The organism is Wolbachia endosymbiont (group B) of Pammene fasciana (genome assembly GCF_947251495.1).
GTDB lineage: Bacteria > Pseudomonadota > Alphaproteobacteria > Rickettsiales > Anaplasmataceae > Wolbachia.
In genome coordinates this window covers 479016-493691 of sequence record NZ_OX366360.1, presented here as the reverse complement: position 1 = coordinate 493691, position 14676 = coordinate 479016, and the positions used below count along the sequence as shown (strand labels likewise).

The following is a 14676-nucleotide window of genomic DNA, read 5'->3' as shown; positions in this document are numbered from 1 at the left end:
TTTCTGAATAAAACAGCTACCTCATAATATAAAGAAAAATATTTTCACTATCATATTTATTGTACATAAAAAATTAATAGCTCAATATACTTTTCATAAAATACTCCATCTCTAAAACTTGTCAATCCCTATTTAGAAGTTTTTTTGATAATCTTTAATGAAAGTTCTTAACGAATTAATACTGACTTAATAGTATATATTACTAAAAATTTAAATAAAACAACCATTCCCAACAACTAAAACCGGCTAGTGAGAGAAGAGTTCGTTTTGGGATGGATTGGTCTGTTGCTGGAACTCAAGAACTGCTGCAAAAGGAAAGCCCCAGTTTTCATAGTAATTATGATATTAAAAAATCACGTTTAAAAATACTTTATACAAGTGAGAAACACCTCTTTTTGTTTTTGCAGCAGGTTTCCATGTATCCCTCTTTAATTAAGAGACTGACTAGCTCCTTGAGTTTGTTCAGTGTTTGGGTGATGAAGATTGCTGTTTACACCCTCGTTTCCAATTGTCTCTACAAACGCCTGTAATTTTAGTTTAGGAGCGTACCTCTTTTCAACATTAAAGTCTACAAAGTAAAATAGTGTATTATTTCGGACTCCTACTCTTTCTTCTTTAAAGTCATTTTTGTGCACCTCAAAAAATCTCTCCATGCCAAAGAATTTCGCCTTTTGAAAATCATATCTATAATGTGTTGATAGAAAATCCACCAATGGTTTATTATTGTGCAGGAAAATTTCTTTTTTTACTTCATCAGCCTTATTAATTAAAATATGTGCATATTCTGGATATAGCTTTTTTAAATTCTCTTCATTATCAAATTCATTACGTACGTTTTCATTTTGCTCCCATATGCCAGCCATTTTATTAACGTCATTTTCCCTCAAAAAGTCATATAGTGACTTATTTCTTTCTTTAATCTTTTTAACTTCTTCTTCACAATTTTTAAGATGCTGTAAATAATTGTTATACCTCTCGGTTGAAGTGGTTATAAATTCATTTTTCTTTTGTAAATTTTCCTCACTTACATATAAGCCAGCAACTTCTAGTCTTGCTATGTGATTTAGTATAACCTCACAAATATCTGTAAAGCCTATTTCAGTAGCCCGATGCAAAGGAGTTTTTTTATTCTTATCTTTTGCATTAATATCTGCTCCTAAGTCTATTAGAACTTTTACTATCTCTGTATAACCCTTTACAGCAGCTATATGCAAAGGAGTTCGTTCATTCTTATCTTTTGCATTAATATCTGCTCCAGCTTCTATTAGAACTTTTACTGCCTTTGTAGAGGAATATTCAGCAGCAGTATGCAAAGGAGTTCGTTCATTCTTATCTTTTGCATTAATATCTGCTCCAGCTTCTATCAATCTCACAATTTCCTTCATATTTAGTGTTCTAACAGCATCCAAAAGTTCTGTTGATTTCGTTTCTTCTAGTTGTGGCATAAATTATCTCTAAAAGTTTGCTTGACTTTTCTTTACTATTCCTAAATAAATTATTACTAATTTAGTATATCTTTTTGTTAAGAATTTAAACGATATATCTACTTTCAGCAGCCAAAATCAAGGGCTGTGAGAAGTGTTTTCTTTGGAATCGTATGGTCTACCACTTGTTCTACGCGAATTTATATCAATTTATTACTTTATTTCTCTGTTTTTTTGAAATTCCCCTCATAAAATTAAATAGCTTACTGTAAAATTATAGTCTTAAGTCCTTGTTTGCAGGTTGTACAGAGACGCTGTTAAATGAAGATATAGGTGACCTATGAGTTAAGTTAACTGTGCTTTTATCTTCAAATTGCAATGCTTCACTTATATTTTTTAATTTTCTTTTTTTAGGTAGTGTATGTTCATCAAATGTCTCTAGGTTTCTTTTATGTGATTGTGTTTTTAAGTATGGAGCTGAGTACACAGTAGATTGAGGTTGATAGCAACAAATACTACTTGGGTAATAATTGTTAGTATAATGGTACAAATCATCGTTGAGTTCAAGTTTCACATTAGCTCCTTGTTCTAAAGAAAAAAGGGACCTAGCGCTGTCGTAGCAATGAAACTTAACATCGTAGTTCTGAGAAATATTATTACTAATATCCTCTAGATTCGTATTAACGTTATTCATTACAAGGTAGCGAACAGTGCTTGAGTGACCATATATATCAGCAAAGTGCAAAGGAGTCGTATGATCTTCATTCTGTAAATTTATATCAGCCCCATGCTCTACGAGGTAGCGAACAATTCCTAGGTAACCATACATAGCAGCAAAATGCAAAGGAGTCATACCATTCTTATCCTGTAAATTTATATCAGCCCCATGCTCTACGAGGTAGCGAACAATTCCTAGGTAACCATACATAGCAGCAAAATGCAAAGGAGTCATACCATCCTCATCCTGTAAATCTACTGTAGCCCCGTACGCTAGAAGGTACTCAAAAATCTCCAAGGAATTATGTTCAACAGCATAGTGCAAATAACCTTTACCTTCTCCATCTTGTAAATTTATACAAATCTCTTCTTCCTCTATAAAGTATCTAACGACCTCTAAGCAATTATTTTCAATAGCATAGTATAAAACAGTACTATCAAACTGAAAATGTTCGTTATCAATAAAATACCTAACTATTTCTAGTCGATTATGGAGAGCAGCACAGTCTAAAAGGGTAAGGCTCGGGTCATCACTTACCTTAAAATTAGCCCCTTTTCCTATAAAGTATTTAACTAACGCTAAATGACCATATATAACAGCATATTCTAAAGGAGTAGATCCATCTTTATCACCGATATTAACAATTTTACTTAATTTACTTAGATCTACATTCTCGAATATAAGCTTAATAACTTCTTCATTATCATCTATGGCCAGAAAATGTAAGATATTCATTCCATAATAATCAGATTCAATAAATTCATTAACTAACTTTTTATATTCACTTGCATAATTCCAAATGGATATGATATGGCTTACATTTTTACAGTTATTATTCATCAATGATGTCATTATTTTTCTTAAAAATTCTTCTTCTCTTTTTTCTTTTCTTTGCTCTAACCTTATAATTTTTTGTACTTCTTGATGAATTTTTGCTATCCCTTTCTCTAATCCAATCAATGAGAACTGATTAAGTAGATCAAGTGCATTCAAAACCCTTTGTTGATTTTCTTTTGATTCCCTCTTGAAAAAAATTTCTTTTGTATTAATTTGATTAGGGTCCAGGTAAGCCATGAATACTAAAATAACATATGCTTGCTGTCCAACATTTTTTTCTTCTTTTATTTTATCAATGTTAACCTTCAAAGCTTTAAAAGATTTTTTATTAACAACTTGTGTCTCCAAAAAATCAGTTTTTGATTGCTGAGCTACTCTATATTCCTCCAGATATTCTCTAATACTAAGACCTTTTTGTTTAATGCATGATGTTGCTGCTTTCAAATCTAATGGAAAACAATTAAACTCTTCTATTAACTCTGATATAGATTTACCTTGTGATTCATCTTCCCCTAAGGCTTTTCGAGTAAATTCCTCGGCTTCTTCTTTTTTTAAATTACCCAACTTTATTTCTTCTATATCTTCTATTTCTTCTTTCCAATTCTTGTTAGGAGAAGTAATTAAAACGTAAGGTTTTTCTCTATTAGAAAAAACAGGAAAGCTTGATGGCAAAAAATTTTCAATCTCCTTATAACTACTAGCATCATCGAAAACAAACAAACTTTTTGTGTCTTGAAGATACTCATATACATCCTCGACAATAGATTTAATGTTTCTCTCTCTCCTTTGCTCACTTTTTCTAGAAATCCCTAACCTTTCAGCCAACCCATGAAATGAATTTGAAAGCTTGTTATATGACGAGGCATCTATCCACATAATCCTTGCCCAAGTACCCTTACGCCTTTCACTAAACCCATAGCCTCTAGCAAGTTCGCTTTTCCCTATTCCAGACTTCCCACTAATTAAGACTACTCGTGACATTTTTACTTCTTGACTACTACTGTGTAACCTTAGGTTCAAATTTTTTACCACCTCTTTTCTTTCAATGAAATTTTCTGGTGTCTTGCCAAAACTATAGGAAAATTGACGCCTATCTTCATCTTGTTTTCTAAGATGTTCTTTTACATCTTCTATATCTTTCCTTTTCACAGGATCTTGTCCATTAATCTCCTTTAATATAAAACGAGCTAATTCTTCTTTTTTTTCATCATTTAAAATATACACATATCCTTCTATGGGTGCTTTAATGGATACATACTTTTGTTTTACCTCTTCCCACTTTCTTAACTCCCATTCAAAGGGAAGCCGATAGCCGTATTTTTCAGCACATCTATATTCCTCTAGATTATGTTCCTCAGAATTATATTGATAATAATTAACAGTTTCATCTTCTTCTTTTTTCTTTATTCCTACCCATTCATACAATTCTGAGGTTACTAAACTTTCACCACCTTGCTCATCTTTTATTTCATATCCAGGACGCGTAAAATATCCTTTCTTTTTTGACTTATCTAGAACAACACCTTGTGTTATAAGATCAACAGAAAAGTCTTGTTCCTCAGAAGTTAAAAGGTAATTCATTGTTCTATGTACAGCATCTATTGCTAACTTCTTAACTCTCCTATGATAAAAAGAGGGATTGATATCTACAACCTTTATGAATGGTTCCTCAAACCTGTGAAAAATTTCTAAGCCAGCTTTTACTAAAATCTCTCTCATTTCAGCTTTGTAGCAAGGTATAATTATTGTAAAAATATTTTTCGCTCTTTTCTTATGCTGTTTTCCTATAACACAATAATTGATACTCTCATTAACTTTAACACTAAATAATTTTAGTGGACTTGCTGGAATAGTATTATTCAAAATAGAATTAAAGCTGGCTGAAACTTTACTTATTTTTTGTATATTTGAATCTGGTTCTGCCTCCTCAAAATATTTAGATAATTTTTCCTCGAATTCTTTAACAAAAGTCTTAACAAAAAAAGTTGCTTTTTCCACTACTTCATTATCTGTAAGACTTATAACATTGGCTGTATCATTCGATGCGCTATACCATACACTACCGCTGCTTATAGATGAAGATCTTGTTACTCCAAGACTCTCTTGACTTGGTCCACACTGAAGTTCTCCACTAGATAATCTATCTTCATGATCAAGACCTCCTTTTGCTCCTATTGTTGACTCATCATCTACATAATCAATTCGATCATCTGCTACTTGTTCTCCTTTATTTCCTTTACCTAACATAAAACCCCCTATATTTTAATATTCATACTTGATTATTTTACCGTAAATCTCTTTTCTGAAGATTGGTTTTAATATCTAATTCATTTGATTCTTATACAGCTGTACTAAACTGCTCTACAAATTTACTGTAGAAACCTTACGGTAATCCTAGGTAACTTTAATTGCTGAGTAACAGTGTGCTTTTCTTTTGACTTCTGACTAAATTAGATATATTCTTAAAAAATCGAGAATTGCTTTCTGAGTGATATACATAATACAATGCATCTAACTCACACCTCATGTTTTCATTACGTTAGACTGCATTGTAGCTAAAAAGATCTAGCAAAGCAAGAATTTTTTTGCATACTTTAGCATCTTATTTTAGTTTTTATTTTAAAACTAAAGCAGCTCAGTTTCATGTACTTTTACTTCTTTATCGACTGTTATTTTTCTTCTTCAATGCACCTGTGAGTAATGATAACGTGGCAGTTAAAGCTTGTAAAGCAATTTTTATATAGCAAGATTCAGCTATTTAATAAAAAGATCGTGGCTAGACCAAAAAATATAAGAGCTGAGAGAATATCAGTTGTTGCTGATGTTAAGATTGAAGACGAAACAGCAGGATCGGATCTTAAACGATGAAGCATTATAGGAATAAAAGTGCCGATAAATGTTGCAATGATCGACATTGCAATCATGGAAACTACGAAAATGATCTCTACTTTTAAACTATGGAACCTTATTGCTAATACTACGAGCGAAATTGTAGATAAAATCACTCCATTTATAAGACCTATTAAAAATTCTTTCATCAGTATTCTTTTTGCATTTTGCTCAGTTAGATATTTTGTTGCGATTGCCCGGATAGTTAGTGTTACTGTTTGGGATCCTGCATTTCCGCTCATCGATGCAATGATTGGCATAATTATTGGCAGTACTATAAAACTTTGTATTACGTTATTGAAAAAGCCAACTACTATAGAACATATTGTTGCAGCTAAGAGGTTAAACAGTAACCAAGGTAGTCTTTTAATTATAGTTTTATGTATAGGGGCATTTATATCAGATTTAGAAGATACACCGCTTATTTTAAGCACATCCTCTTCTGCTTCTTGTTGAACAATTTTGATTACATCTTCAATAAGGATTACACCTATAATTTTACCATTCTTATTTACTACTGGAGCTGATAATAGAGAGTAATCTTTAAATATTCTTGCTACTTCTTCTTGGTCCATTCCAGTTTTAATTATTTTTATATCTTGACTCATTATCTCTTTTATTATTGTTTCTCCTGAGTGAGATATTACCTTATTTAAGTTGAAAATGCCTATGGGTTCTAATTTTGAGTTAATGATGAAAATTTGATAAAATGTTTCTGGTATTTTTTTATAGTTGCGCAAGAATTCCATTAGCTGATTTATCGTCCAATAATATGGAGCTATAACCATATTTTTATGTATCAACCTTCCTGCACTTTCTTCTGGGTATGATAACAATTCCTCTACTAATTTTTGAGTTGCATTGGGTAAGTAGTTAAGTATATTTTCTATAGACTTTCTATCTAAATCTTTCACTATAGCTACTATGTCTTCTATATCAAGAAGCATTAGTAACTTTGCTGTATTTTCTATTCCCAATATTTCTATGATCTCTACTTGTAAATCTGGTACTACATGTACTAAGGCATCACTTAACAAATGTTGATCGAGGATATTAACTAATTTCTCCCTGTGATCATTGATCGAAGTAGATAAAAAATAAGCTAACTGAACGCTATCTATCGTTTTTACAATATTACGAACATTCTCTAATTCTTGATTATCGAGAGACTCTATTAAATCATCAATAGCCTTTTTGTCTAAACCATAATGAGAACTTGTTTTAATATTCATTACTTTACCTTATTTTTTTAATAAATATACACACTTGATTTTATTGAACATTCAAGTATAATAAAATTATTTTGAATTAACTATTATATGGTTAAATTTCTATTTTGTTTGCTGTTATTGTTAGTGATAATAAATATATTAAAGTCTAAAGTATAATGAAAACCCATCCAGAAATCCTTGAATACTTTCAAGGCTTAAATAAAAGTATTTCTCTTATCAGGAGGTGTCTTTGACATAGAAAAATTGAAGTTGCGTCTTGAAGAGCTGGATTCTCAAGCGTCGAATGATAATCTGTGGCAAGATAATCAAAAAGCACAAGAGATTTTAAAAGAACGCTCTAAAATTAAGCATGAAATAGAATCGTTTTCAAAGCTAGAAAGCGATTACAACGATTCTATCAGCTTGATGAAATCTGCTATTGATGAGAATGATGAAGAATTTTTTTCTGAAGTTAAAGGTGAGTTAGTAAAGCTAGAGAAATTAATCAAACTTAAAGAGACAGAATCCTTATTTACTGGTGAAGCAGATAACAATAACTGCTTTTTAGAAATCCACTCAGGAGCCGGTGGAACAGAGAGCAATGATTGGACTGAGATGCTCATGCGCATGTATACAAGATGGGCAGAAATTTATCACAATTTTAAAGTTGAAGTTGTAGAAAAATTAGATGGTGATGCAGTTGGTATAAAATCTACAACAATAAAGATCATCGGAGAAAAAGCTTACGGGTGGGCAAAAAGCGAAAGTGGAGTTCATAGATTGGTTAGAATATCACCATTTGATGCAAATGGTAAACGTCATACCAGTTTTGCAAGTGTAGGAGTAACTCCAGTGATTGAAGATTCAATAGATATTGTTGTGGATGAAAAGGATTTAAAGATCGACACTTACCGTGCTTCTGGAGCAGGTGGTCAGCATGTCAATAAGACTGAAAGCGCGGTACGTATTACGCATATTCCAACAGGCGTTGTAGCTCAATGCCAAAATGGTCGTTCTCAACATAAAAATAAAGATGAAGCACTTAAACTACTTAAAGGACGTTTATATCAAATTGAATTGGAAAAAAAAGAACAGAAAATGGCCGAAGAATATGGCAAGAAATGCGATATAGGTTGGGGCAGTCAGATCAGATCGTATGTTATGCATCCATATCAAATGGTAAAGGATTTAAGGACTGGACATGAAGTTGGCAATATAAATTCCGTTTTTGATGGCAATATAGATTGTTTCATAGTTAGTGTATTGGAGTTAAAATGAGATTTATTAAAAAGCTAAGTTTTATGCTCTGCTAATAAGGGGAAAAGAAAACCAAAATCTATTGAGAAAAATGGAACAATTTTGTGAATATATCTATTATCCAAGTAGCTGATGAAAATGGCAACTCGTTTCTTATGGGCACAAAAATGTAATATGAAGAGAAATCTTCGTACATTAAGTTGTAGCTGCGCAACGTCTGCCATTGATGATTATTTCACCTACTGTAACTGCTGCTAAAATAAAGCAGTAATAAACTTGTGTTAACAAAGAAATAGGTGAGACAGAAGCAATGCTACCTGCTAGCAGCAGCTGGGAACCATAAGGCAAAATGCCTTTTGTAACGCAAGCAAAAATGTCTAACAAGTATGCACTACGGTATGACGGAATATTATGCTTTTGCGCGAGCCTTTTTGCAATATCGCCACTTAATAAAATAGCAATGGTATTATTAGCAACTAAAACAGTAAACATAGATGCTATGCCCGCTATTACAAATTCAGCTTTAGTTTTTGTGATATTGCTTTCATCGATAAGTTTGTGTAATGCCTTTTGACCCTGCTTGTACATTATATGACTCAATCCGCCAATAAATAGAGCAAATATCACTATCTCGTTTACTTTTTTGAAACCGTCATATATGTCATGAGAGAGTTGAATGATAGTATAGTCAAAAAAAGCCATCCCTAATACACTAGCAACAATTATATTTATAGTTATTGTTACTAAAGTAGTAACTTCAAATAACCCCATGATTATTAAAGAAATATAAGGAATAATCTTTATTACTGATAAATAATCTAAATTTGATGTAGGAATAATTTTTGTACTATCTGCCATAATTGCCAGATAGACAAGCGTTATAATGCTGGCAACAAATGCTACTTTAGAATTCACTTTAAGTTTATCCTTTATCGTGGCCCCCTGTGAAGAAACAGATGCAATAGTAGTGTCAGATATCATTGAAAGATTATCACCAAATACGGCACCTCCAACTACAGTTGCAGTTCCTATTTCAAGACCAAAAGCCCCATTTTTTGCTAAGTTAACAGCTATTGGTACCATTAATACAACAACTCCCATAGACGTACCAATTGCAGTTGATATAAAAGCGGAAGCCAAAAATACTCCAGGCAGTAATAATCTTGCTGGAAGGAATTTGAGAATTAAATCAGCAACAGTATCTGCACTACCAATTGATTGAGTCACCACAGAAAATGCTCCAGAAAATAGAAAAGTTAAACACATAGTAAGGGTGTTTCTATCGCCCATACCCTCGATGACAGTATCGATGTGACGTTGAATTTTACCTGCACTGCATGCAACAGCAAAAAATAGCGCCGGTAGTAGGCAAATTACCGGTGAAACTTGGCGAAGCGGATTATCAATTCCAATAAAGAAAAAATAGACACCACTTCCAAGGTATAAGATTAAAAAAATAACCAAAGGAAAAAAAGCTGTCATTTTACTGCCTTAAAAGCTATGATTATAATCAATTAAGTGATTTCAGGCAAGCTTGGTTTTCTGTAAGTTAATAACAGTCCTTTTAGACTCTCAAGTTACGCTATGGAAAATGCGTTGACTATTCTACCATAATATATAGCATCAAAAAATACTCTATAGTATGAGGTAAAGCTATGGTAATGACATATGAACAGTGGAACATAATATTAGGTGTAATTGATCAAGAGGTAAATTTAAGTGAAGACAATGTAATTGAAAGAATAAAAGAGCTATTAAAGGAAGTAAAGATACTAGGGCAAGCAGAAATATTAAGAATGTTAGAAGAGATATCGCATGGATTAGAAGTACCAAGCAAGATTCCAAGAGTACAAGAGACACAAGAGCCATTAAAAAAGAGACTAAAGGTGGTAAATGTACCGCAGACAAAAGAAGAAGCAAAAAAGATACTAAAGGAGTCAAGGGTATCAAATGCTCAACAGATGGTAAAAAGAATGCTAAAAAGGTTAGGTGTACAAGAGACATCAGAAGAATCAAAAGCAGTGGCGCTAGAGGATGTGCTAAATGCACGAAAGATCTCAGAAAAGGTACCAGTGATGCTAGATGTAGGAAAGATATTAGAGACACTAAAGGCACTAAAGAGAGCAAGTAAAAATGTGTATAGAGAGTGGGAGAAAAATAAGTTTGATGTAAATCATTGGTTTAAAGTAGATTGTTTGCATGAACGCTTTTCATACACGTTATTGTATTTAGCTATTGATTTTAAGCTGAACAATTTAATAAATGCTATGCTTAAAGTAAAAGGAATCGATATTAATGCACCAAGTCCGTTTTCCGAATGGACTGCTTTACATTGGGCTGTTGAAGATAGGAACACAGAAGTAGCACGCAAGCTAATAGAAAAAGGGGCAAATGTTAATCAGTTGGATTCATCTCAACGAACTACTTTATATCAGCCAGCTGTAAATGGCGATATAGAAATAACAAAAATCTTAGTAAAAAATAATGCAGATGTTAATGCAGAGGATCTAGCGAGATTGACTGCTTTATATAAGGCTGCCGATAATGGCCATGAAGAAGTAGCAAAGTACTTAATGGAGAATGGAGCAGATGTTAAGAAGAATGGAGCGCTTAAACTTACTCCTTTACATATTGCTGTTGCAAATGTTGATGAAGCAATGGTGAATTGTATAATAAAAAATGATAAGAATATTGTTGAAAATATTGAGATAGTAGATGTATTTGGATGGAGTCCTTTATATTGGGCTGCTGCAAAGAATAATACATTAATATTAGAGATCCTATTACAGGCCACATCACGATATAGAGCAAGTGTTGATATAGAGGATAAGTTAATTGGGCGATCTCCCTTACATATTGCTGCTACGAATGATAATGTGGAAGCAGTAGAGCTCTTAATAAACTATGAAGCAAATGTTAACCATAAGGATGCATGGGGATGGACTCCTTTTAATTGTGCTGCCGCAAAAGGCAATAGAAAAGTAATGAATTATCTAATAGCCCATGGAGCAAGTATTGAGACAAATGATCCACAGAAAATATTACTTTCTATTTGTCCATATAATTATCTAGAAGCAGTAACTACTATAACACAACTTGGAATATGGAAGGATGTGATGAAATTGATGGTAGCTGAGTTTTTACGTTGTGCTGCCGGACATGGTGATACACTAATGGTACATGCTCTATTAGAATCTGGAATAAATGCTAATGCACGTGACGATTTAGAATCAACTGCTTTACATAAAGCTGCCAAAGGTGGCCATGCGGAAGTAGTAAGGACCTTAATTTTATATGGAGCAAATGTTAATGCACAGGATAGCTCAGGGCAATCTCCTTTAGCTTATGCTTTCGAACATAGACACTGGATAGTAGTAATGACTTTACTATGTTATGGCGCAAGTACTTTATTGCCTGATCACTGCGGTGAAACTGTAAGAGATTTAGCTGAACATCAAGGCATAAGTAATCTTCTAGTGGAAGCAGAACAAAGAGCACTAGATATACTTACGCGGCTTAACTTAGAATCAAGTATACTCAGAAACAAAAAATTAATGACAGTGCAACACATAGAATCACATATGTTGAGAGAAATAGAATCACATAATCTATCTATCAGCTTTGAACGTATGATAAGAGATCAAGCTAATCAAATTGAACAATTACAGTATAACGCTAAACTTAATGAAAAAGGAGTAGCATTTATAACTGACCACATTAAATGTGTGCAGTTAGAGACTAACACTAAAGCGTGTTCAGCTGAAATGGATGGAGTAAAAGAACAAATATTACATAGTCCTTGCAGGTGGTCATATCGCACTAAAAATGTTAATGTAAGAAGAGTAACATCTTTAGCTAACGGCATTGAGTGTATGAAGTTAGGGCCTAACACTGAAGCGTGTCAAGGCCCTAGTACTAAAGAGCCTAATACTCACCTCTCTATGATCGAGAAACTATCATTGTTACCACTTTACTCAGCTGTAGGAAAATATGAAGCCGTTATAAATAGTTAAATAATCCTCTAAATTCCAGCACGTAGCACTCGATGCAAGTAGCTGAAACTGAGAAGTACATTAGGTATGTTAGATTTTAGTTTACACAATAAAATTTTTATAAGTAAGATGTCAGAAGGTATCAAAACCATATTAGTAGAAGACAATAATGTTAGGCTCGATAGGTACATTAGAAGAATTTTTCCCAATTTGAAACAATCTGCAATTGAGAAGTCTTTAAGGAAAGGATTAATCAAGGTTGATAATTGCACGGCAAAATCCAGCGATAGGGTAAGCTCTGGGCAAACTATAATGATAAGATACTTAGACTATATTGAGAACACTAATTCTGACTGCAAATATAATGAAAAGTTAGTGAATCTACTAAGAGAGAACATATTATATGAAGACGAATATATACTAGCTATAAACAAACCCGCAGGGGTCATTGTTCAAGGCGGCATAAAGGTAAAAATTAGCATTAGTGATTTACTTGACCAAATAAGAGAGAGAGAAATATTTAAAATTGTTCACAGGCTGGATAGGGATACAAGCGGAGTAATAATATTCGCACGCAATGCCAGCGTTGCCAAATACCTTATGGAAGAATTTAAAGGACGGAGGATAAAAAAAACTTACCTAGCATTAACTTTTGGTATACCGAGCAAAGATAATGGAACAATAGACTATCCGTTGGTGAAAAAATATATTTCAGGGCAAGAAAAAGTAGTCGTTGATGAAGATTCACCTCAAAATGCCACTACGCATTTTTTAATTATAGCAAGGTTAAAACATAATGTTGCTTATTTAAAATTACAACCAATTACTGGCAGAACTCATCAATTACGTGCACATTTAGCTCATATAAATTGTCCTATTCTTGGTGACGGTAAATATGGCGGTAAAAAAGCTTTTATTGATGGAGTAGCAAATCAGATTCACCTACATTCATATTCTTTGTCTTTAAAATTGCCAAATAATAAAGAAGTCACTATTACTGCTCCTGTCCCTAAACATATCGAAAAATCTATTGAAGCGCTATCTTTTGACTAAAGCGATTTCACCAATCAATTTTTTTGTCTTTGGCTTTAATTTGAAGTACAGATATTAGGCTAATCAATGCACAAACAGTAAGGTAAATCCCTGCGGCAAGTTTTGTTTCGGTTTTTTCTATAAGCCACATGCATATCGATGGAGAAAGGCCGCCAAAAATACCTGCAGATATGTTATGTGCGAGGCTAAAGCCGGTGCACCTAACTTTTGTTGGAAATAACTCGCAGGCAAGAGAATTATATATTCCAAAAGATGCACCTATCGGCACACTTATCAACAGAAAAGAGAGCGTGACAATATAGTGGTTATCATTTGATAATAGCGAAAGTACCGGCAAACCGGCGCAAGCTAGAGCTACTAATGTAGGAATCATTACATTTTTTCTTCCAACTTTATCAGACAGTATTGCAAATAGCACTGCGGACGTTCCAAATGTAATTTCAACTATAATCCTTACTACATTTTTAATATCAATACCTGACAGAGTAAGCGCTTTTACAGATATGTTATAAAACATTATTACCGAATAAACGATTGCATTTTGAGCGATACCAAGCCCAATTGCTAATATAAATGCTTTTTTGTAGGTTTTGATTAATTCTAAAAATGGAGAATCAGATAAGCTTCTATTTTGATCATGAATTTTATATGCTAAGCTCTCTTCCATTATATATCTTGTTAAAAAGCCTATTATGCCCATAATGAAGCAGAAATAGAAGGGCAACCTCCAGCCCCAAATTTCATAATTTTCACCTGTAAACTTTTTGCAAATAGCTATCATTACAAAGCATGTGATAGAACCGAGAGCACCACTAAACGCTTTCATGCTCCCTAAGAATCCTAGATTTTTTTTATCGCTTGAATGCTCTATTAAAAAAGCAGAGTTAACACTTGTTTCTCCACCTGCTGCCATTCCTTGTACTATCCTACAAAACAGAAGCAGTATAGGAGAAAATATTCCTATTTCTCTAAAGCTTGGTATAACCGCAATTGCAGTAGACGATATCGAAGCTAATATTACGGAAGTCAGTAAAATTTTCCTCCTGCCATACTTATCTCCAATGTAACCAAAAATAAACGCACCAAGTGGTCTAAATCCAAAGCCAATTGCAAAACTGCCAAGGAATTTGATTTTTTTTATGTAGTCGCTTTCTGATGAAAAAAAAACGTCACTTATTATATGCGTCAAAACTCCAAACAGAGTTATTTCATACCATATAATCATATTGCAGATTATACTTGATAGTATTGCTTTTTGAATATCGTTCATGACTTCCAGCTTACCACACTCCGCT

8 protein-coding genes are annotated in these 14676 nt (G+C 33.1%); 3 read left to right on the top strand and 5 right to left on the bottom strand.

The window, feature by feature from the left end; genetic code table 11:
- Positions 1-428 precede the first annotated feature (428 nt).
- The 3 genes from OPR29_RS02200 to mgtE all read right to left on the bottom strand — a co-directional run bounded on the left by OPR29_RS02200 (position 429) and on the right by mgtE (position 7100).
- Complete coding sequence (locus OPR29_RS02200; protein WP_213863678.1) at positions 429-1445, bottom strand: ankyrin repeat domain-containing protein; 1017 nt, start codon at positions 1443-1445, stop codon at positions 429-431.
- A 253-nt stretch (positions 1446-1698) separates the two neighbouring features.
- Complete coding sequence (locus OPR29_RS02195; RefSeq protein WP_265025379.1) at positions 1699-5226, bottom strand: ankyrin repeat domain-containing protein; 3528 nt, start codon at positions 5224-5226, stop codon at positions 1699-1701.
- 503 nt (positions 5227-5729) lie between these two features.
- On the bottom strand, positions 5730-7100 hold the full coding sequence (gene mgtE, locus OPR29_RS02190) for a magnesium transporter (protein ID WP_265025378.1): 1371 nt from the start codon (positions 7098-7100) through the stop codon (positions 5730-5732).
- A gap of 155 nt (positions 7101-7255) precedes the next feature.
- Here mgtE and prfB point away from each other — a divergent pair.
- A protein-coding gene (gene prfB, locus OPR29_RS02185) for a peptide chain release factor 2 (RefSeq protein WP_230440360.1) occupies positions 7256-8357 on the top strand; the annotation gives its coding sequence in 2 pieces (ribosomal slippage) (positions 7256-7321 and positions 7323-8357; 1101 coding nt in all).
- Between the two features lie 174 nt (positions 8358-8531).
- Here prfB and OPR29_RS02180 read toward each other — a convergent pair.
- Positions 8532-9818 (bottom strand): Na+/H+ antiporter NhaC family protein, encoded by a 1287-nt coding sequence (locus tag OPR29_RS02180; protein WP_265025377.1) that lies wholly within the window; start codon positions 9816-9818, stop codon positions 8532-8534.
- Positions 9819-9991: 173 nt separating this feature from the next.
- Between OPR29_RS02180 and OPR29_RS02175 the strand changes: the two genes are divergently transcribed.
- Together OPR29_RS02175 and OPR29_RS02170 are read left to right on the top strand one after the other, a co-directional pair.
- Positions 9992-12349 carry an ankyrin repeat domain-containing protein gene (locus tag OPR29_RS02175; protein WP_149168896.1) on the top strand — a complete coding sequence of 786 codons (2358 nt, stop codon included), beginning with the start codon at positions 9992-9994 and terminating at the stop codon, positions 12347-12349.
- A gap of 108 nt (positions 12350-12457) precedes the next feature.
- A complete protein-coding gene (locus tag OPR29_RS02170; protein WP_007302901.1) occupies positions 12458-13381 on the top strand; it encodes an RluA family pseudouridine synthase in 924 nt (307 codons plus the stop codon).
- A gap of 7 nt (positions 13382-13388) precedes the next feature.
- Here OPR29_RS02170 and OPR29_RS02165 read toward each other — a convergent pair whose 3' ends face one another.
- A complete protein-coding gene (locus tag OPR29_RS02165; protein ID WP_265025376.1) occupies positions 13389-14651 on the bottom strand; it encodes an MFS transporter in 1263 nt (420 codons plus the stop codon).
- Between the last annotated feature and the right edge of the window lie 25 nt (positions 14652-14676).

What these genes read in the sequence shown, in the direction of transcription:
- OPR29_RS02200 (WP_213863678.1), bottom strand. Translation starts at nt 1,445, where the DNA reads ATGCCACAACTAGAAGAAACGAAATCAACAGAACTTTTGGATGCTGTT.
- OPR29_RS02195 (WP_265025379.1), bottom strand. Translation starts at nt 5,226, where the DNA reads ATGTTAGGTAAAGGAAATAAAGGAGAACAAGTAGCAGATGATCGAATT.
- mgtE (WP_265025378.1), bottom strand. Translation starts at nt 7,100, where the DNA reads ATGAATATTAAAACAAGTTCTCATTATGGTTTAGACAAAAAGGCTATT.
- OPR29_RS02180 (WP_265025377.1), bottom strand. Translation starts at nt 9,818, where the DNA reads ATGACAGCTTTTTTTCCTTTGGTTATTTTTTTAATCTTATACCTTGGA.
- OPR29_RS02175 (WP_149168896.1), top strand. Translation starts at nt 9,992, where the DNA reads ATGGTAATGACATATGAACAGTGGAACATAATATTAGGTGTAATTGAT.
- OPR29_RS02170 (WP_007302901.1), top strand. Translation starts at nt 12,458, where the DNA reads ATGTCAGAAGGTATCAAAACCATATTAGTAGAAGACAATAATGTTAGG.
- OPR29_RS02165 (WP_265025376.1), bottom strand. Translation starts at nt 14,651, where the DNA reads ATGAACGATATTCAAAAAGCAATACTATCAAGTATAATCTGCAATATG.